This is a genomic window from Psychrobacillus sp. NPDC096426 (genome assembly GCF_044762745.1).
GTDB lineage: Bacteria > Bacillota > Bacilli > Bacillales_A > Planococcaceae > Psychrobacillus.
This window is the reverse complement of the sequence record NZ_JBIWEX010000007.1, coordinates 152,218-172,199: the sequence shown is the minus strand read 5'-3', so window position 1 is coordinate 172,199 and position 19,982 is coordinate 152,218. Positions and strand designations below refer to the sequence as shown.

Genomic DNA, 19,982 nt, shown 5'->3' with positions numbered 1-19,982 from the left:
GAACTTATAATACTAATGGAGCAGTTTAGTTGAACCAAATTGTTCGGTATGTAAGGGTTGAAAGACCTATAAAAGGGTAATCAAAAACGATTCATTTTGTGAAATATTACACTTAAACCAAGTCAGCAAGTTAGTGGAAGAAACAATATAAATGAATTGGGAGATGAGATGAATAATGATTAATAAGTGCCTTTGTATAGTGGCTGTCCTTGGAACAATCCTATTATCAGCTTGTAGTGCGGAAAAAACGGAACAAAAAGTTTTAGAAGATAAGACTGTTGAGGAAAAAGTAATTGCCGATGACTCTAGTTCTGAATTAAGCCTTTTTGAACTGTCTGCTAAAGAAGCAGAGGTTTATAGCAATTTTCAAAAAGATTTAGATTTAAAACATCTAAGTGAATTAGAACCAATAAGTATTGCGAAGTTATATGTCAAAGCAGGGTTTGATAAAAAATATGATGTTGAATATGCATTATATACAGACAGAGAAGGATATGTTCAATGGTCAAAAGAAGAAGATGAAAAAATCCCTGAATCCCACAGAGGTTCTGAGGAACAAATTATTAAGCAATTCAAAAATATTGATAAAGGAACATTCGTACAAACGAGTGATTATGAAGGATATATTGAATATGATTTAGGCGAAAGAACAAATGGTTTTCAGATGATTAAAAATGTGAACGGGGTTTGGCAAGTGTCTTTTATGCCAATTCAATAAAAGCTTCATTAGTTAAATCTATTGAGTATTTAATAAACTTGAAATACAGAGTTTGTGAATATAAGTACTTAAAGTAACAGTTAGGGAAGAGGAAACATAAATATGGAGATTATCACATTTGGTCAAAAAGAACAAGATATAGAATACATAAAAAGGCCAGCTGTTTATAGTTTAATGTTTAATAATCAGAAAGATAAAATCGCAATCATTCAAACAGCTAATAGGAAGTATTTTCTTACTGGTGGAGGAATTGAAAATAATGAGACTCACGAAGAATGTATGAAAAGGGAAGCGTTAGAAGAAATGGGAATGGATATTGAGGTTGGTCGTTTTTTAGGATGTGCTCAAAGATATTTCTATTCCACAAATGAATACAAATATTACCTTAGTGAAGGTTATTTTTATTTATGTGAAATGGGAAAACAAGTAAGTAAACCAACAGAAGAAGATAACTTCCTAATATGGGTTGAACCAGTTCAGGCAATAGAGAATTTGTTCCACGAACATCAAATTTGGGCAGTGAATAAAGCATTAAAATTGATATGAATTATTGAACTACCATGAAAATTAATTTCTTCAAGAAAAATGACAATACTTAAGAAGACCCCTGCTTAATCGTAAAAAAAGAGGAGAGCGGACATTAAAAAGTCTATTATTTTCGGTAGACTAAAAGTTTTAGGATGAATCTTTTTTATTAGTTATCTAAACAGTAAAAAAAGAGCATGTGATGAACATTCCACGTTCATCACATGCTTTTTTGTTTACTTAGAGATTTTCTACAGTGTAAGAAGGTTTTTAACTAACGGATTATTTTATCCAAAACATCAAGTAAATCTCAGAAATCCATAGCGAAATGTTACACTTAAACTAATTTGGTATGGAATATCACTCATTTTGAACACTCAAAAGGTTGTTGTTAATAACAATACAAGGTTGCTCAGTAGAAGAGCAGATTGCAGAAATTTTATATGATGTTCCTCATTAAATATAGGAGATATTCTTCTCTTTTCAAACCTTACAACAACTGTAAGAGTAAATTACTATTATTTTATTGTATGGTTACTATAGAGAATTTACGTGGGAGGGAATTATATGAATATTTCAGATAAACTACTTCAAGTCAAAGAAGTACATAAGATATTTGGTGAGGGACAAAGTGAAACTGTTGCGTTGCGAGGTGTTTCCTTTGATGTTCTTCCAGGAGAATTTCTTGGAATCATGGGAGCAAGTGGATCGGGCAAGACAACATTGCTTAATTCTATTGCAACTATGCTAAAGCCAACAGCAGGTAAAATCTTATTAGAGGGTAAGAATATCTCTTCATTTAAAGGGTCACAACTAGCGAAATATAGAGGAAGTAAGATCGGATATTTATTCCAAGAATTTGAATTGATCGATAACTTAACTGCTCGAGAAAATATCATTCTACCATTGGCCATACATGGCGTGAATCCTAAAGAGCAAGAGGAACAACTTCAAAAATTAGTGAAACAATTTGATATTGAGAGTGTTTTGAATAAATTTCCGTCTCAAATGTCAGGAGGTCAGAAGCAGAGAGTAGCTGCAGCAAGGGCTTTGATTTCAAATCCAAGCATTGTATTAGCAGATGAGCCAACGGGAGCCTTGGATACAAAAAATGCAAAAACCTTGATGGATCAATTATATGCTAACAATCGGGAAGAAGGGTCCACCATTTTGATAGTTACGCATGATGCAAATGCAGCTAGCTATTGTTCTAGAATTTTATTTATCCAAGATGGTGTGATTTTTCATGAGCTTCGAAAGAAAGTGCCAGGAGAAACCCAAAATGCTTTTTATGAGCGAGATAAAAACGCCGACTTCTTTATTAAACTTTGTTTTACAAAATCGTAAAGAAGAAATGTCCGAATTAGTATATCAAAGGCTAGAACATGCAAAAATTAATATTAATGATCATGTAGAACAAATACTATTTTATGCAAGATTACAGGCGGCGCATGTTGATTATAAGCTAGAGATAATCTCACTCAATCACAGCTTTGAAGATGTACTGTTGGAGCTACAATCATTATTGGATGAAAAAGATGTGAAAGTAACATCTCAGCTGGAAGACGTACCAATTGTGTCAGATGAAAGAGCGCTCCAGTTTATTTTCACGCAAATACTTGTGAACGCAGTTAAATACTCTAATGTAAAAATGGATAGCTTTATCTGGTTAAAAACTGGTTTTGATAGCGTGAAAGATCGGTATTATATAAGGATATGTGATAATGGTATCGGAGTGCTTAGTTCTGATCTTCCTTTCATTTTTGATAAAGGTTTTACAGGAGATAATACTAATAGAAATCAGTCTACGGGGATAGGGTTGTATCTAGTAAAGAAATTATGCGATGAATTGCAGATTGAAATTGAGGTTGATTCTAAATATGAGGAGGGCTTTGTCATTCAATTTCTATTTGCGAAAATTGAGGATTGATAGACAAATTTTTTACCCGAAACATCAAGTAGATGGTAACTGGAGAGAAACATAAAATTGGAGGAAATGAATTATGACGAATTCTACATTAGAAATTATTTCTGAGTTAACAAATACGAAGCAGTGGTTAGAAGCTTTTCCTATTATGAAACAATTACGAACAGATTTAACAGAAGAAACGTACTTAGAGTTACTTCAAGATATGAGTAGAGATGGTTACAAGCTATTCGCTATGTACATTGAAGATGAAATAGTTTCATTAGTTGGATTAAGTTGGAGAATTAATTTTTATAATAAGCGTCATATTTTTATTTACGATTTAGTAACCGATGTGTCTCATCGTTCATTTGGTTATGGAGAGAAGTTGTTAAATTACATACATGACTGGGCTAATGAAAATGGGGCAGAGTATGTAGCTTTAGAGTCAGGTTTACAAAGAAATGATGCACACCGATTTTATGAAGATAAACTAGAATATGACAAATGGTGTTATTCCTTTAGGAAAACAATGTAATTCGATTTTAGACTTTTATTTTTATCTTTTACTCAACAAACGGCACTTTACTTAATGAAGGAAGTAAAGCTCTAATTGATTTTTGTAAATTAAAGTTGTTTATAGATATTGAATAAAGAAAAAACAATAATTACAGTTCCACATATCAATTGGAGATAAAAAGATTTTTTTCTATTTATTTCGGTATTTGAAGATAGAAGAAATGATATTCCTAATAACATGAGACCAATATCAAATATGAAATGAAACGATTTTAAAGAAGACGAAATGTAATAAGAAAGCATTAAACCAACAGCTATAATACTTAACATTAGAGAATAAGCTGCATATTCACTATTTGGTCCTAGCATGTATTTTCCTCTCCATTCTGCTATTGCTAAAATTTGAATCAAGAAAAGCATACCTCATTTGCCAATGCTGTTATGTTGAATTCACTAGGTGAGGCATATTTGTAATACGAACCATAAATCGAAGAGTTTCATTTTTAATGCTTTTTATTATTTATACGACCCTTTTTTCTTATATAACTAAAGAATCAGGTTAGTCCAATAAACTAGTCTCAAAGATAACAAGGACATACCCATTGAAAATGTTGAATAAAGTATCAATAAGAAATATTCGAAATGGGGGTTGATTTCTTTGGATGGACCGAAAAAAGTTATACTTAGATTGATAGAAATAATTGTAATTTTATCAATTGGTTTTCTTTTAACAGTAAATATTTTAAGACCTATTTACAAGAACTTTGGAATTCAATTTACCGGAAACATATGGGTAAACTGGTTTGGAGTTTCTTATATTTTACTCGTCTTTTACTCGCTGATTGTTGGTTTGTGTATTTCTAAGGAAAGTATTCTCTTTAAACAGCGACTTTCATCGGTACTTTTTTGGCTTATTTTTATTGGTTCAAATTATATAGTTTTTATCCCTTTTATTAAAGGGGAAAATCCATTCTAAGCTTTAATTTTTCTATTAGGGGTAAAGTTAGTAAATTACAAATAATCCCAATAACCTTCTACTATTCATTATAATCCAAAGTATGAATAAGGATTTATACCAACTATAAGATCGGATACCTGTCATATTAACAAGAGAAAGAGAAATTAAAAAGCTTATTGATTCCTTATGATGCTACAGTTCCTTTGACAAGCAACTGTATGGTTGCTTATAATTGATGCATGTGGGACAAAGACGCTATATTCAAAGCACTCAGTGACTCGACTCGGCGGCTGATATTAGACGAACTATCCGAACGCAACGAGATGACGTTGTATGAATTATCGGCACGTCTCATTATGAAGCACAACCTCACTATTTCGCGACAAGGGATAGCTAAACATATTTCTGTATTGGAGGATGCAGGGCTTGTAAAATCAATGCGAAAGGGAAAATATCGAGTACTCATCTTCAACAATGAACCACTTAAAAACTTGCTGAATGGATGGATAGAGTAATTTTGTAGAAACCATGAAACAAATTATCCCGCAGATGTAAAGTAAGGGAACAAAAAGTGGATGAAGTCAATGAGTGTGTTTTGAATGGTTCAGTAAAAAAGGCATTATCGGAGCAGCATTTCAGAGGAATATGTGTTTTTTGCAGTCAGATTGTTAGCGCAGCACGATACATCGCAAATATCAAAGGAGGAAAACAATATGATGAAAATTATTGTTACTAGTATATTCGTACAAGATCAAGACAAGGCACTTGAGTTTTATTCAGAAACGCTGGGCTTTGTAAAAAAGCATGACGTTCCCACCGGAGAATTTAGATGGATTACGCTTGTTTCACCAGGGGAACAAGAAGGTACTGAGCTTTTGCTTGAACCAAATAATCATCCGGCAGCCAGAGAGTTTCAAAAGAAGCTATATGAAGAAGGCATACCTGTAACAATGTTTGGTGTTGAGGATGTTCGCAAAGAGTACGATAGGTTATTGAAACACGGCGTGAAGTTTACTATGGAGCCTACAAAAATGGGCGAAGTCACATTAGCTGTCTTCGACGATACATGTGGAAACCTTATTCAGATAATACAGAAGTAACTTTATGTATAACCCTGTCCTAATTTTTAGAACGGGGTTTAACGTGTTAATGTTTAAATATAAATAATTTGGGGTTGTAGTGGTCCCAAAACGTGGAAGATTAATTTAATTATCAATATGATAGTCATCTTTGAACTATTCGGAGATGATTTTTTTACGTTATGAATCAAAAGATTTTACCGATATATAAATAGATAAAATTTGATTGGGGATATACATCTTGAAAAAACAATTCTTGTTGTCTGTATTAATTGTGCCTATATTCCTAATGTCCACAATAACAATAGCTGAAGCAACACCAACGAAGGTAATGTGGGGAAAGACAGAATTAAAAATAGGGCAAATTGGGAAGATCACAGTATTGAGTACTGCACCGACTTATCAAATGAATGAAGGTACATTTAAGCAAAGTCCAAGATCCTTGAAAAAAGGTGATGAATACCGAGTATATAGCTATAAAGGTAAAGATGTGGGTTATTATGGTTTGGGCGGAGGATTATTTGTAAAGAAATCGGATGCCTTCAAATATGAAACTCCTTCAAAAGCTAAACTTGCTTTATTAAAAATGCAGGAACTTTCCTTAAAAGAAGGAATCACGGAAAAAACAAATACTACACAACCTTCAAATGGAACTATTGATGAAGAAGTAGAATTAGAAATACCTGTAGAGGATTCAGAAACTACTCCAATTTATGTTACAGAAGACGATTATGGGGGTATATTAATCTATAAATAATCCTCCTGCTGTATTGTTGTGTTTGGAATAGAATTGAAAACTATGACCTATTGAAAGAAAACGTGTATTTCTTCCTTTTTAAATAGTTTGTTTAGTAGATATCTAGAAATGTATAAATACGAGGAAAAAATACCAATGAAGATAAACTTCTGTATCATTCTATAATTAAGTTATAGGAATTACAGGAGCTTTTTTCTTTAACTAACGGATAATTTAGCTAAACATGACCATCATTTCGATGGTTTATTTTTACGTCTAGAACATTAAGAAGATTTCGGCGATATAGTGTAAAATGTTAAACTTAAAATAACTCAACAGTTTAGTTGAACAAGAATTTAATCTATACTTCTAAAAATTAATTTTGAAAACGAGTAAATAGAATATGAAAGAATGGGGAAAGAGATAAAATGAAAGAAATAGTATCAAAATCCTTTGTAAATCACATATATAATCAGGGTCAATCAAGTAGAGAGAAAACAATTATCATCTTTCATGGATGGGGTTCGAGTGTTAATAATTATGTTGAACTGGCTGAGTATTTTTCATCTTTAGGTTTCAGGGTCATAATTCCAGAGATAATATATCATGATACTAGAAATAAATTAGAAAATCATTTTCTGAAAGAAGTTACTCAAGAATACTTCTGGAAGACAATTTTTAAAAGTATTGATGACTCTACACTCTTTTTTGAAGAATTAGGGGTTTCGGAAAAAGAAGTCATTCTTATGGGTGTTTCGATGGGAGGGTTTATCGCAAGTGGAATCTATGCTAATGGTAATAATTTTGCTGGTTTAATAAATATTAATGGTTCTGGTTCATTTCTTTTATCGGAAAAAATTTTTAGAGAAAACGATCAACGTCCAGATTTGACGGGTGAAGAGTTAAATGAATTAAAGGCTTATAATCCAATAGGTAAAAGTATAAGTTATACTCCTATATTATTGATGCATGGTGAACAAGATACTATTGTTTCGATTGAAGGTCAGAAGGATTATTTTAACTTTTTAACTGAATGCGATGCTAACTATGACGTAGTTTTTAATGTATACAAAGATGTTAACCACTCTTTTACAGACGAAATGCTTATAAACTTAAAACAATGGTTAGAAGACAAATTCTAAGTCATTGATTCTTCTAAAAAGTTTTCATCATAAATATATCTCTTCTTCAACTAACAGGACAACTTAGTTGAATAGGGTTATAGAAGAATAAGAAATGATAGTGGATACTCCTGAACCATATGCAACATTTTCTATACCCTTAATTGTAATCGGAATTATATTATTGGTCGCATCAAACTTTGTGCAGGAAAAAAACGAATCAGAGTAGAATAATTAAAATCTTATGGAGGAAGTCTATGAAATTTGTACTAATATTTGGTCCCCAAGCAGTTGGTAAAATGACAGTTGGGCAGGAACTAGAAAAGATAACTGGATTAAAACTGTTTCACAACCATATGACCATTGAATTACTTGAACCTTTTTTCGGATTTAGCCCAGAAATGTGGAAATTATCAAACCAATTTCGGACGGAAATATTTAAGGCAGTAGCTAAAAGTGAAAAGGAAGGTTTGATATTTACATATGTATGGGCATTTGACCAACAAGAGGATTGGGACTATGTAGATAAGGTATGTGAAATTTTTGAATCCAAAGGTGCAAGTATCTATTTTGTTGAATTAGAAGCTGATATCAATAAGAGACTGGAACGCAATAAAAGTCCACACAGGCTTGAACACAAGCCTACAAAAAGAAACATTGAGTGGTCTGAAAATGAATTAAAAGAGACAATGAAAAAATACAGATTAAACTCCTGCAAAGGTGAAATACAAAAAGAAAACTACATAAAAATAAATAATTCTAATTTAAGTTCGGTAGAAGTAGCTAAAAAAATTTCAGAAAGATTTAATTTATAATCTTCTGGGTATGTTGTTTAACTAACGATTTTTATGTACAGAACATCAAGTTGATTTCAGCGATCTATTTTGAAATATTCCACTTAAACTAATGGTGCAGTATAGTTCAACAAAAACCGTGTAGGTACCTTCTCGTTTAGAGTACCCAGCAAGTATGTACAACAGGTGGTTAGCATGTAGACTAACACTAAGGGGGACATAGATTGATTTTATCAGATGAAATTTACGGAGAATTCGAGGTAGACAAAGTATTAGAAGAATTAATATTAAGTAAACCAGTGCAAAGGTTAAAGGGTGTTCATCAAGGTGGAGCAAGTTATTTAGTTAATGAGAAATGGAATGTTACTCGGTTTGAACACTCAATCGGAGTAATGCTTTTAATTAAAAAACTAGGTGGTTCAGTAGAGGAACAGATTGCAGGATTATTACATGATGTCTCACACACTGCATTCTCTCATGTGGTTGACTTTGTTTTTGATAATCAGGATGAGGACTATCACGAGAAAATATATAGAAGTGTAATCAGAGACTCTGAGATTCCAATTATCCTTGGCAAATATGAGTATAATTATAAAGATATTTTATTCGACTATTCAAAATGGACATTACTTGAACAGTCAGCACCTGAGTTATGTGCAGATAGAGTAGATTATACTTTAAGGGATATGTTTGAATATGGACAGATTTCAATTGAAGAAGTTCAGGAATTTTTAAGCAACTTAATAGTAATTGGTGGTAAAATGTATCTTCAAAGCATTGAAATAGGCGAATGGTTTGTTAAAACCTATTATCAAGAGGTTATCGATTTCTTTATGGATCCTTTAAATATTTATGGTAACGATATTTTAGCTAAAACATTAAAAATATCTTTAGCTAAAAAAATTATCAGTCTGGATGATTTCCTTGGTGAAGACGAAGAAGTAATCTACAAGATAAAATCATCAAAAGATAATGAAATACAATGTCTTTTAAATCAGCTTCATCAGAACGTGCATGTAATAGAGGATAGAATACATTACGATTTACATCGTAAAAACAAAATCCGTCTAATTGACCCTTCAATCTTTTGTCGTAATGAATTAGTCAAAGCATCTATTTTATCGGAAAAAGTAAGGAGTATGGGAAATGTAGCAAATGAAAAAGCCATACGAGGGATGTGTGTAAAGATTATTTCTAACTAAATTATGACCCATTCTTATTCAACCGGAAGTGGTTTAGTGAAAGTAAAAAAACATTTTTTAAAAGGATTTGCTTACCTATAAATGGAATATTACTATCATAGTTAATATGTTGCTACGTATGGATTTATAAGCCATCTATTACGTGAAGAAGAACATGATTCCAGATAAATTACTAGGGGACGAAGAAGCATTCAAAATTGCTAATGAAATTCTTAAGAATGAACCTAATAACAAGGCTGCATTATCAGTTATTAGTGAAACAACAGCACCTAAATGAAAGAAGCAATATAAAGATTAAAGCCTACCAAATCGCTCAAGAGGCTCTTTAACCATTTAATTTTTATTATATTTTACATGTTTGAATTGAATGCGAAGTGATAGGAACCACATTATTAATTTATAAATAGCAAATAGGAGGAAGTGTCAGGATGAAAGCTGTGTTTCTAGACAGGGATGGAACGATTGGAGGTACTGGTGGAGGAATGCATCCACTTGATTTTTCAATGTATGATTTTGCTCCTAAAGCTATAAAATCGCTCAATGAACTAGGAGTAAAGGTATTTCTTTTTACAAACCAAACTAGAGTAGGAAGAGGATATTTTACAGAAGATGAGTTGTTAATGGGATTTAAGATGATGGAGGAAGAACTAGCGACTCATTCCGCTTTTCTAGATGGTATTTACTACTGTCCACATAATCCTGATAACGGATGTGAATGCCAAAAGCCAAATATAGGATTATTATTAAAAGCAAAAGAAATGCATAATTTGAACCTTGAAGAATGTTATGTTGTGGGTGATACTGGTGGTTCTGATATGCTAGCTGCAAACAAAGCAGGAGCGAAAAAGGTATTAGTAAAAACAGGATGGGGAGAAGGTTCACTTACTAAGTATCGGTATGAATGGCAAGAAGTTGAGCCTGATTATATTGCGGATAATCTAGTAAATGCAGTAAGCTGGATTTCAAATGATTTAAACAAAAACAAAGAATGAATGCTTGTTAAACTAACTGGTGCTTCAGTTAAACAAGATCATCACTTCGATGGTCTTGTTTAACGTCCAAAACATCACGTAGATTTCGACGATCCAGTGTGAAATGTTACACTTTTACAAGGCATGAACCGATTTTTTCGCTGCAGTTCGATGATGGAAGATCCAATAAATAATAATAGCAAGGAAAGCTACAATTGCCGACCCAATGTACATCGTACGATAATTGCTAAGAGAAGCGAATAACCCAAGACAATAAGAGCCTACACCGTATCCAAGGTCGCCCAACAAGAAAAAAGTCGCTGTTGCTGCACCACTACGTGCAATAGACACTTGCTTAATAACAATATTTTGAAGGCAAGGATTTAAAATCCCGTAACTAAATCCCATCATCATTCCAGCTACAAGAATCATCCATGCTTGGTAGGCTTGACTTAATAATAGCATCCCCGCACCGAACAGAATAATCGAAGGATAAAAGAAATAGTGATCTGGAAAGCGATCCAACAACTTCGCAACAAATGGACGAAACCCTACAATCATCACGGCATATAAAATAAAAAATATTCCTGCCACGGCGGGCAAATGGAGCTCATTTGTGTAAGAAGCTAAAAATCCCGATAATGCGCTATAGGAAAAAAACAAGCAAAAAGAGACAATTGAAATGGGGATCGCTTTAACTTCAATAATATCTCGCCAAGTTAATGGACGTTTTTCTTGTGGTGTTACTTGTGTCGATTCCTGAGTTTGTATACGCCACATGAAAAATAATGCCAATGCAGAAAAAATAGAGACTGCTATTAAAATAGTATATATATTTTCGCTCTTCCATAAAAATAAGCCAAGTGATGGACCAATAACCATCGCAAGATTAAGGAACATACTAAAATAGCCAATCCCTTCCCCTTGTCGATGAACAGGCAAAATGGAAATAACCGTTGAATTCGTAGCAGTAGAAGCAATTGCGTAGCTCATACCATGTATAAATCGGACGACTAAAAATAACAATAGCCCATCCTTTACACCAAAATAACTAACACTGGCGATTAAGAAAACTGAGAATCCGATAAGCCCCATCTTTTTCTTGCCGAATCGATCGACAAAATATCCTGAAAAAATACGAGCGAACACACTTCCAAGAACATAAACGGTAATGACTAACCCCATTTGTTGCTCATCACCATGTAAACCAACTTGTACATATAACGGTAAAATAGTAGCAAGCATGTAAAACATAAGACCAATTAAAAAATTACTCCCACATAAGTAGACGTAATTTTTGCTCCATATGCTTGATGTATTCAAAATCAAAACAGTCCTTTCCAAGCTCTTTCTTGAATCATAATGCAGTTGTTATTATATGCCTAAGTTTTATTAATGTATAATTAATAAATATTATGCTTTACATTAGATTTTCTAATAAGGAGAGACTCAATGAATTTCGAACAATTAAAGTATGTTAAGGCCATTATAGAATTTCAATCTATTACTATTGCTTCCCAACAACTATTCGTCACACAATCCGCTATCAGTCAATCTATTACAGCACTAGAGAAGGAATTGAATGTCGTTCTATTTCACCGTTCACGGCATGGTACTATTCCAACTGAAGATGGACTATGGCTTTTACCAAAGCTTATGGAGATTTATCAAAAAACGCATGAAATTAAACTAGAAATCGAATCTCGCACTTCACAATTTGCCGGAGAAGTCATAATCGCCACAATCCCAAGTCTTTTTATGACATTATTACCAGAGACGTTAGCGACGTTCAAAAAAGATTATCCACTCGTGAAATATCATATTTTGGAACTGGAAAATAACAAAGTAATAGAGGCAATTCAACAGAAAAAAGCAGGTATAGGCTTTATCGCATTGACGCATGATTTGGGTCATTTTAGCTCGTCCTTATTTTTCCATAACTTACAGGTGACGAGTCAATATTATTTACTCGTTTCGGCTAGTTCACGATTTGCCCTACATTCAGAAATTACGCTAGAAGAAGTATTAGAGGAGCCTTTCATTTTGTACGGAGAACATTTTTATCCGAATTTAATACGTAATTTTTCAGCAAAATCGAGTGAACAGACGATTCTCTTTCAATCCTATAATTCGGAAGTGATAAAAAAATCAGTTATGGCTGGGTTAGGGGTCAGTATTCTTTCTAATTTGATGGTTGAGGAGGATCCATATATTTTAGATGGACGGATTAAGGCGATTAAGTTAATCGGATACCCATTCCAAATGCCACTCTCTTATAGCTTAATTTATCATCAAGATTTAAAGAAAAGCCCACTCATTCAAAAGCTGGCAGCATATTTTGATTAATTTTAGGGAAAAGGTTTTGTGATTATCGAAATAGCGAAAGAAATGAAACGAACTGAGAGAGCTTTATTTATAATAGATGGAGGGAGAACAAGAGAAGTGGAGGCACTTGAAAAAATGAACACCCTCAAAACAACAGCTCAGTTTTTGAGCTGTTGTTAGATTTACTTACTTTACGAGATTTTCTGGTGCATAAGTTTTATTCGATCTTATCACGAACAACGGAGGGCAGATCACTCTGCTGCACTTCTTCCCAAGATTTCACATAAGTTCTTTTTGTATCAATTTTTAAGTATGCCCCCTCACGTAATTGTTTACTGGCTGTGAAAACAATCTTTATTTTCTTTCCATCTTCATTAATTCCTTCTAAGGCATACTCGTATGTTTTTGGATCAACCTTTTTTCCAGTTTCATCAATCTTTACGAAAACATCCTTTTGAAGAATAAAAGGGTTTAACATGTCTGCGAGCTCGTTTTTAACTAAGAGAGAGAAACACAATATTATTATTACTGCAACAATCAAGGTTCCAATTGTTATCTTTAATGCTTTCATTTCTAAAGTTCCTCCTTATTTTCTCCTTTTTATACATTTTATAAGAAATAGAAAATAGTAGCCTTCGATTATGGTTACATATTAAACAGAAAAGTGACGAAATTGTCACCTTCTACGTAAGTTCGGAATAAATTCTGCCTTTTATCGTACAACTGTAAGACTTGCATTTACATCTATTAATTACATGTGCAGCAAAAATTGCGTCTCGTCAGTTTCAAGAAATATATAATAGTGTGTACTTATCTGCTTCAAACTTACGGTACGGTAACTCGTGGAGGAAATCTGTATCACCTAAATTTAAATACACTTGAGCTCACTCCGATTCTTGAATTCCCTGTTAAGGAAGAAATAGCTGATTTTTCAATAGAAGGTAATCAACTAGCTTATGAAGTACATGTCTATGAAGATGACGAAATGAACAAAGGTTATATGGAAACCCGAACTTTAGAACTGTCAACAATAGAAGAAAAATTAAAGGATAAATATCCTGTTAAATAATTAGAATACTAGATAGGATAGATCTTTTGTTCGCTCCATTTAGAGGGATTGTTTAGACAGAAAAAGTGGATCCCTTCTACACGACTAGTTAAACTAGACCTCATTTTGAGGGTCTAGTTTTTTATCTTAAACATCTATTAGATATCAGGGATCTTTTGTGAAACGTTTCACGTAAACTAACCAACAGTTAAGTTCAATAGGCGAGATAGATTTTGAATAATTTTAAAAGGAAAATTTATCTAAAAAATGGAACTTATTTTCGATCCAAACGTATTTAAGTAAGGAAAGTGAGTTGAAGAAGAATACATAAACAGACAATAAGGGGGCATGGTTACAACATGAATAAATCAAGTATTGTTACTGTTATTTTATCTATTCTTTTTTATCTTCTATTACTAATTTTATATATTCAAGATGTCATCGATGAATTTCTATTTTTATTGATACTGTTTATTAGTTTGATTACCTTGTTGATTATATTTGTAGTGTTTCGAAAAAAGCATGTACTTAATAGGAAAATTGCAATTGCAACTTCCATCATTTTTGTAGTATTTTGCTATGAGTTTCCATTGATAGGATACTACACATCACCATCTCATCTTGCTTACGGATATATGGAACCAACTGAGGCATTAGAAGGTTCTGGAATTTATTCAATAGGGGTAGATCAATTTAATATAGAAGATGGAAAAAATAAACAGGCGGTAGAAGAACTTTTGACCAATCAACATGTAGATGTACTATCCGTAACTGAAGTGAATAATAAAACAGTATATGGTGTGAAGACTAGACAAATATTAAAGTGGCTACATCTTCGAAAAGAACATTCACTAGAAGAGACGGAGGAGAATGTGGCTTTGTATTTAGGGCACAAAGATAAATGGCTTAAGTCTTTCCTTAGTCGTCCCAATATCGGAGGAGATAGTGCAGGGCTTAGTCTGGCTTTAAGTGGTCGATTCAAACAAGGTGATTTCCAAAATCAATTACCTATAGCGGTTACTGGTTCGATAAATGAACATGGTGATGTATTTAGTGTTGGAATAATGAAAGAAAAAATACAAATTACTGAAAAAACAGGTATTCCATTTATGATTATCCCAAGTGAAAATGCAGAAGAAGTAGCAACAATACAAAAAGAAATAAAGGCAAACGTGAAAATTTTTGATGTGTCACATATCGATGAAGCTATTCAATTAATACACGACTTAAATGAAAAACCTTAATTATAAACATCAAGAATACTATCAAATTGAAGAAGGGGGTGGTCGAGGTTTTGGGATGATTTACAAAGGGGGGCTTTAACATGAAACATAATAGAAAATTCTTAATGGCAATGTTAACTGTAGTATTAGTTATATTGGCTGCTTGTGGAAACTCGTCTGATGAGTCAAGTGCTACGTTGGACAATCGGTCACAAAATAATAACTCAACTCAAAACACAAATGAAGATTCAATCAAAAATGCTTCAAAAAAAGACAATAACAATACAAAAAATACTGAAGTGAATCTTAAGGGGGAGTATCTCAAAAAACTTAATGATACTAAAAACGAATCCGAAAAATTGGAAGCAACAGATTCATCGACATTCGCTTTGAAAAAAGTGGAAAACGATAGATGGGAAATTTGGGATGAATTGTTGAATGAAATTTATGGAGTTTTAAAGGAGCAACTGCCACCACAAGAGATGGATCAGTTAAGAGAAGAACAACGGAATTGGATAAAATATAGAGATGATAGTGCATTGGAAGCTTCGCTAAAATTTAAAGGCGGCACACTGGAACACTTGGAATATGTGGCTGTACTGTCAAGTCTTACAGAAGAAAGATGCTTTGAATTAGTTGAAAATTATATGAAGTAATTTTCAACAGACAACTCATAAATGAGATGTTTTTTTGAATAATAAAAATAGGGAAGAGTGAATTTTTTATGGTTGAAATAATAGGAAATAAAGTTGTGTTAAAAGAGTCAACCGAAGAAGATATTGATGAATTATACTTCTGGAAATATGAAGAAAAGGAACAAGAAGCAAAGAAGTGGAACGGACCTTATATTCCTGAAAGTACAATAAGCAAAGAAGAATACCGAAAACAATGGGAACAAGAAATTATTCCAAATGTACCTGCTTCGCTAATGATAAAATGCGATGGAAAAGCCGTTGGAAATGTTGGTTCGTATTGGGTAGATAAAAATACGAACTGGCTTGAAACGGGTATTGTTATTTATGATAAAAAATACTGGAACGGCGGGTATGGTTCCGAAGCCTATAAACTATGGATTGATTTTCTTTTTACGTCTACTAATTTACATAGATTAGGTATGTCAACATGGTCAGGAAATATAAGAATGGTGAAGGTTGCAGAAAGAATTGGAATGAAAGAGGAAGCACGAATAAGAAATGCTAGAACAGTAGACGGTGAGTATTTTGATGCGATTAAAATGGGAATGTTACGAGAAGAATGGGAAAAAACCCGGAATTAATTAATCTAAAGCAACCTTTTTATTGCACTTTCGGGGCTTTAGTTAAACAGGATCATCATTTCGATGGTCTATTTTTATGTCTAGATCATGATGGAGGTATAACGAAATGATTATAGTACCAAAAGTACATTTTAATATAATAAAGGAGAAAATTAAAGAAGCACCAACATTCTATTCGCATATTAAAAGGAATATTTCTTCTTATATAGAATTGTAACTACAAACATATTTAAGGAGGTTTTTTAATGCAAAGCTCATTTTCAATGTTTTTAGATGCTTATTTAGATGTTTGGAGAGATTCATCTTTAACGGACTTGAAAAACTTAATATCAACAGATTATGAAGCAAGAGAAATAACAGATGGAGAGATAGTTGACTTTGGTTATGAAGAATCATTGGATGGATGGGAACAAGGTTTTAAATTTGCCAAAGAAAATAATGCTCAATGGAATATAAATGTAATTTCAATTCTTCCTTTAAGAGAAACTGAGACTATGGCTATTTTATCAGCTACTTTGGTTATTCAAGGGAAGAGCTTAGAAACAGCAAATTTGTTCTTTCAGACGTTCAAAAAAAATAGCATGAACGATTGGAAATTAGTTAGAAGTTTAATAGAAGCTGGAATTCCTTATGTTAGTACAAACAGCGTGTTATTCAACCAACACGGCATTTAGTTAAATATAAACTCCATTGAAGGATTTTATTTGATTAAATCGAATTTAAATATATTTATATTTTTTGAAGGAGTTAAAAGAAATGAACAAACCACTTTTGATGGAGATAGAAGGAGTTTTTATTCCAGTAAAAGACCCTGAATTATCTGCAAATTGGTATGAAGAAATACTTGGTTTAAAACTACTTTACATTGAAGAAGCTGCTGTAATGAAGCTAAAGTAACGGTTCAGGTTAGTTTAAGAAGATCCCCCTTTATATTGGTACGAATTAATTTGGGTGAAGAAGGATAGGAGATGGACTATGAAAGAGAATGGGCTGTATGTATATCATATTGTTACAAGGAAAAAAATGAGTCTGGGTCAAATAATTAGCTTTGACAAGTACCAAAGGAATACTTTATATAGCTTCTTTTTTGAAAGAGAACAATTGAATTCGAAAGGAGAAGACTTTTTTCGAATCATACAAGAACATTATTCAAATGAAGGATTGTACTTGGATAAAGAAAATGCCGATATAGCTATTAAGTATGCAGACCAAACAATAAGAGCTATCAGAGAAGTGATAGTAGAAATGGTCAGACTACAAGAATATCCAGAATATCCTTCAAGAATGTCTTGTTTATACGCTACAAAAAACTATGAAGACATATTGAAATGGAAAGAATTATTTGATTCATATAATCGGAAGGTATTGCAGATTGTTAAACTTCGAGTTATTGGAAATTCTTTTGAGGGGGATGGAAACCTTTTACCAAAGGAAGATGGGGTCCCATTCTCTCGAAAAATTGAACAAGCTAGAGAATATTGGCAGGGTAATATGAATAACGAACTTCCTGAACTCTTAATTGACGGGAAAATAGAAGTGGTTGAAGTTATTGATGATTTCACTTCTTAAAATCAAATTTGTTAGTAAAGATAGTTTTTTTACAGAGATTCAGATACAATACTTCTTCCACTCACTGGTTTTTTTACTTAAGAACGTGAGGTATAAGGCAAGCAGTAGGTTAGTTAAACAAGGTAAATGGATGGATGATATTGTAATAGTGATACAAGGAGGATAATTATGGGATATCAGTTTAAAATTATGACACAAGAACAAGCGGAAGAAATTGCATTTAATTGGCACTATGATGCTGAATATTCTTTTTACGATATGGAGTCAGATAAAGAAGATTTAGCTGAGTTCTTAGACCCCCAAAAACGAGGTGGCCGACTATGGATTTATCTAAAGTTATAGATAAATCACTTTTTTTAAGACCGAAACAAATAGAATGAGATTTATTCAACTAATCGATGCTTTACTTCAAGAAAGGAGTAAAGCCTTTCTCTTATTGAGCGAACGAGTTTAATAAGGAATTTGAAATGTTATGATAAGAGAGTCTAAAATTATCTTTGGGGGAGCTTGAATGTTCGATAAAATAGATTACTTACAATTAGGGAACGAAAAACAAATTCGTGCTTATAAAGCTATTAGTAATTTAGGAATAATGGATAACTTATCTGAGTATAATCCTATACTTTGTGGTACGTTTCCTCTTGGAATTGATGTAGTAGGTTCCGACTTAGATATTATTATGGAAGTTGTTGACTTCTTGCCGTATGAGAAAGGGGTTGAAGCATTGTATGGAGATAAAGAAAACTTCCATATAAAAAGGCTTTTAATTAGAGAAGTTTCAGTAGTTAAAGCAAATTTTATTTATGATGGATTCGAATTTGAATTATTTGCTCAACCCCAGTCCGTAAAAGAACAGTATGCTTATCTTCATATGATAATTGAAAACTCTTTAATAAAGCAGTTTCCCAACATAAGAGCTGAAGTAACACAGCTAAAAATACAAGGGTTTAAAACAGAGCCTGCTTTTTGTAAAGTTTTGGGATTAGAAGGAGATCCATATGAGAGTCTTTTAAATTACGGCAGACGTATGGGGATTATATAACTTTCTTATTTCACTATGAGTTGCAAGAGTTTAACAAAGGTATTGGTTTCATGAAGGAGGTATATACATGAAAGTTCGACTTACGGACTTTAGTGAGGATTGGGTTCAAATGTTTGAAACTGAGGCTCAATTTCTTAAATCAATATTTGGTGACGATGTAATCAGATTTGAACATTTTGGGAGTACGTCAGTTCAAGGTATGAAAGCAAAACCTGTAATCGACATGATGTGTATCGTGAAAGACATAGAGAAGGTTGATTTATTTAACCACAAAATGGATTCTCTTGGATATGATGTTGTGGGGGAATGGGGCATTACAGGTAGAAGGTTATTTCGAAAAGGTGGGGAAAACAGAACTCATCATATTCATTTTTATCAGATTGATAATCCTCAAATAGAACGGCATTTAATATTTCGAGATTATCTGCAGTCCCATCCAGAAGAAGTAGAAAAGTACAGTTGCTTTAAAGAAAAATTGGTTCAACAATTCGATAACACAAGTGAATATAGTCCAGCAAAAAAATCATTTGTGAAGAAAATGGAACAGAAAGCACTCCTTTGGTTTGCAGAAAGTCAACGAAAATAATAATTGAGGAGTTTAAAAAAACATGAAATTAATGGTTTTACTTGGAGGTGTTTAGTTTGAATAATCACAATGAAACGCCTGAAGAAAAAAGAGAACGATTAAGACAAAGTGAATTAAAAAATAACCCGACTGGTTCTCTACACGATGCATTAAATAGAGCAAGTAATGGGAATTTAACTGATTTAACTGGTGGTATGGGTTGGAAAGGTACTGGGATATTAATCGTTGTTTTGATAGTTGGATATGTTTTATATAAACTATTTTTCTAATGATTCTACTTAAACATCTAACTTTTCACTACAGCTGAGTTATTTCCAATTATTTTAGTCTATTACCAATAAAATCTTCTTGAATAAAAACGAATGTTCGGCATATAATGAGAAC

Annotated in this window: 26 protein-coding genes and 2 pseudogenes; 26 read left to right on the top strand and 2 right to left on the bottom strand. The window is 32.8% G+C overall.

Going from position 1 to position 19,982, the window contains the following annotated elements; genetic code table 11:
• The first annotated feature begins 175 nt into the window (after positions 1-175).
• The 14 genes from ACIQYS_RS08370 (at position 176) to ACIQYS_RS08305 (ending at position 10,550) form a co-directional block, all read left to right on the top strand.
• Positions 176-718: an RNA polymerase subunit sigma gene (locus ACIQYS_RS08370; RefSeq protein WP_402977536.1), complete on the top strand. Its 543-nt coding sequence runs from the start codon at positions 176-178 to the stop codon at positions 716-718.
• A gap of 102 nt (positions 719-820) precedes the next feature.
• Positions 821-1,264 (top strand): NUDIX hydrolase, encoded by a 444-nt coding sequence (locus ACIQYS_RS08365; protein WP_402977533.1) that lies wholly within the window; start codon positions 821-823, stop codon positions 1,262-1,264.
• A gap of 546 nt (positions 1,265-1,810) precedes the next feature.
• Positions 1,811-2,590: an ABC transporter ATP-binding protein gene (locus ACIQYS_RS08360; protein WP_402977530.1), complete on the top strand. Its 780-nt coding sequence runs from the start codon at positions 1,811-1,813 to the stop codon at positions 2,588-2,590.
• Complete coding sequence (locus ACIQYS_RS08355) at positions 2,526-3,173, top strand: sensor histidine kinase (RefSeq protein ID WP_402977527.1); 648 nt, start codon at positions 2,526-2,528, stop codon at positions 3,171-3,173. Before ACIQYS_RS08360 ends, ACIQYS_RS08355 begins: the two co-directional genes overlap by 65 nt.
• A gap of 73 nt (positions 3,174-3,246) precedes the next feature.
• Positions 3,247-3,687, top strand: a complete 441-nt coding sequence (locus ACIQYS_RS08350; RefSeq protein WP_402977523.1) for a GNAT family N-acetyltransferase — start codon at positions 3,247-3,249, stop codon at positions 3,685-3,687.
• A gap of 639 nt (positions 3,688-4,326) precedes the next feature.
• Positions 4,327-4,644 (top strand): hypothetical protein, encoded by a 318-nt coding sequence (locus tag ACIQYS_RS08345; RefSeq protein WP_402977520.1) that lies wholly within the window; start codon positions 4,327-4,329, stop codon positions 4,642-4,644.
• A gap of 221 nt (positions 4,645-4,865) precedes the next feature.
• On the top strand, positions 4,866-5,141 hold the full coding sequence (locus ACIQYS_RS08340; protein WP_402977517.1) for an ArsR/SmtB family transcription factor: 276 nt from the start codon (positions 4,866-4,868) through the stop codon (positions 5,139-5,141).
• 201 nt (positions 5,142-5,342) lie between these two features.
• Entirely contained in the window at positions 5,343-5,726 is a 384-nt protein-coding gene (locus ACIQYS_RS08335) for a VOC family protein (RefSeq protein ID WP_402977607.1), read from the top strand.
• Between the two features lie 220 nt (positions 5,727-5,946).
• Positions 5,947-6,462, top strand: coding sequence for a hypothetical protein (locus ACIQYS_RS08330; protein ID WP_402977514.1), 516 nt, complete (start codon positions 5,947-5,949; stop codon positions 6,460-6,462).
• A 407-nt stretch (positions 6,463-6,869) separates the two neighbouring features.
• The gene (locus tag ACIQYS_RS08325) at positions 6,870-7,583 is read left to right on the top strand and encodes an alpha/beta hydrolase (RefSeq protein WP_402977511.1); all 714 of its coding nucleotides are present in this window, start codon (positions 6,870-6,872) and stop codon (positions 7,581-7,583) included.
• 236 nt (positions 7,584-7,819) lie between these two features.
• Positions 7,820-8,377, top strand: a complete 558-nt coding sequence (locus tag ACIQYS_RS08320) for an AAA family ATPase (protein ID WP_402977508.1) — start codon at positions 7,820-7,822, stop codon at positions 8,375-8,377.
• Between the two features lie 203 nt (positions 8,378-8,580).
• A complete protein-coding gene (locus tag ACIQYS_RS08315) occupies positions 8,581-9,558 on the top strand; it encodes an HD domain-containing protein (RefSeq protein WP_402977505.1) in 978 nt (325 codons plus the stop codon).
• A gap of 142 nt (positions 9,559-9,700) precedes the next feature.
• The gene (locus tag ACIQYS_RS08310) at positions 9,701-9,835 is read left to right on the top strand and encodes a hypothetical protein (protein WP_402977502.1); all 135 of its coding nucleotides are present in this window, start codon (positions 9,701-9,703) and stop codon (positions 9,833-9,835) included.
• Between the two features lie 151 nt (positions 9,836-9,986).
• Positions 9,987-10,550, top strand: a complete 564-nt coding sequence (locus tag ACIQYS_RS08305) for a D-glycero-alpha-D-manno-heptose-1,7-bisphosphate 7-phosphatase (RefSeq protein WP_402977499.1) — start codon at positions 9,987-9,989, stop codon at positions 10,548-10,550.
• Positions 10,551-10,664: 114 nt separating this feature from the next.
• Here the strand turns inward: ACIQYS_RS08305 and ACIQYS_RS08300 are convergent, their stop codons facing one another.
• Positions 10,665-11,852 (bottom strand): MFS transporter, encoded by a 1,188-nt coding sequence (locus ACIQYS_RS08300; protein WP_402977496.1) that lies wholly within the window; start codon positions 11,850-11,852, stop codon positions 10,665-10,667.
• Between the two features lie 129 nt (positions 11,853-11,981).
• Between ACIQYS_RS08300 and ACIQYS_RS08295 the strand changes: the two genes are divergently transcribed.
• Positions 11,982-12,875: a LysR family transcriptional regulator gene (locus ACIQYS_RS08295; protein WP_402977493.1), complete on the top strand. Its 894-nt coding sequence runs from the start codon at positions 11,982-11,984 to the stop codon at positions 12,873-12,875.
• A gap of 196 nt (positions 12,876-13,071) precedes the next feature.
• On the opposite strand, the gene ACIQYS_RS08290 is transcribed toward ACIQYS_RS08295, so the two are convergent.
• The gene (locus ACIQYS_RS08290; RefSeq protein WP_402977490.1) at positions 13,072-13,425 is read right to left on the bottom strand and encodes a YxeA family protein; all 354 of its coding nucleotides are present in this window, start codon (positions 13,423-13,425) and stop codon (positions 13,072-13,074) included.
• Positions 13,426-13,656: 231 nt separating this feature from the next.
• On the opposite strand from ACIQYS_RS08290, the gene ACIQYS_RS08285 reads away from it, so the two are divergent.
• The 11 genes and pseudogenes from ACIQYS_RS08285 to ACIQYS_RS08235 all read left to right on the top strand — a co-directional run bounded on the left by ACIQYS_RS08285 (position 13,657) and on the right by ACIQYS_RS08235 (position 19,867).
• Positions 13,657-13,923: a DUF4652 domain-containing protein gene (locus ACIQYS_RS08285; protein WP_402977487.1), complete on the top strand. Its 267-nt coding sequence runs from the start codon at positions 13,657-13,659 to the stop codon at positions 13,921-13,923.
• A 338-nt stretch (positions 13,924-14,261) separates the two neighbouring features.
• The gene (locus tag ACIQYS_RS08280) at positions 14,262-15,146 is read left to right on the top strand and encodes a S16 family serine protease (RefSeq protein WP_402977484.1); all 885 of its coding nucleotides are present in this window, start codon (positions 14,262-14,264) and stop codon (positions 15,144-15,146) included.
• Positions 15,147-15,226: 80 nt separating this feature from the next.
• Positions 15,227-15,781, top strand: coding sequence for a lysozyme inhibitor LprI family protein (locus ACIQYS_RS08275; protein WP_402977481.1), 555 nt, complete (start codon positions 15,227-15,229; stop codon positions 15,779-15,781).
• Between the two features lie 68 nt (positions 15,782-15,849).
• On the top strand, positions 15,850-16,401 hold the full coding sequence (locus ACIQYS_RS08270; protein WP_402977478.1) for a GNAT family N-acetyltransferase: 552 nt from the start codon (positions 15,850-15,852) through the stop codon (positions 16,399-16,401).
• Between the two features lie 245 nt (positions 16,402-16,646).
• A complete protein-coding gene (locus ACIQYS_RS08265; RefSeq protein ID WP_402977475.1) occupies positions 16,647-17,075 on the top strand; it encodes a flavoprotein in 429 nt (142 codons plus the stop codon).
• Positions 17,076-17,157: 82 nt separating this feature from the next.
• Positions 17,158-17,292, top strand: a pseudogene (locus ACIQYS_RS08260) (VOC family protein); the annotation flags it as partial.
• 84 nt (positions 17,293-17,376) lie between these two features.
• A complete protein-coding gene (locus ACIQYS_RS08255) occupies positions 17,377-17,970 on the top strand; it encodes a DUF2441 domain-containing protein (protein ID WP_402977471.1) in 594 nt (197 codons plus the stop codon).
• A gap of 168 nt (positions 17,971-18,138) precedes the next feature.
• A pseudogene (locus ACIQYS_RS08250) lies at positions 18,139-18,282 on the top strand (GNAT family N-acetyltransferase); the annotation flags it as partial.
• Between the two features lie 199 nt (positions 18,283-18,481).
• A complete protein-coding gene (locus ACIQYS_RS08245) occupies positions 18,482-19,012 on the top strand; it encodes a DUF4269 domain-containing protein (RefSeq protein WP_402977467.1) in 531 nt (176 codons plus the stop codon).
• 67 nt (positions 19,013-19,079) lie between these two features.
• Positions 19,080-19,598, top strand: a complete 519-nt coding sequence (locus ACIQYS_RS08240) for a GrpB family protein (protein WP_402977464.1) — start codon at positions 19,080-19,082, stop codon at positions 19,596-19,598.
• Positions 19,599-19,654: 56 nt separating this feature from the next.
• On the top strand, positions 19,655-19,867 hold the full coding sequence (locus ACIQYS_RS08235; RefSeq protein ID WP_402977461.1) for a DUF6366 family protein: 213 nt from the start codon (positions 19,655-19,657) through the stop codon (positions 19,865-19,867).
• Positions 19,868-19,982 lie beyond the last annotated feature (115 nt).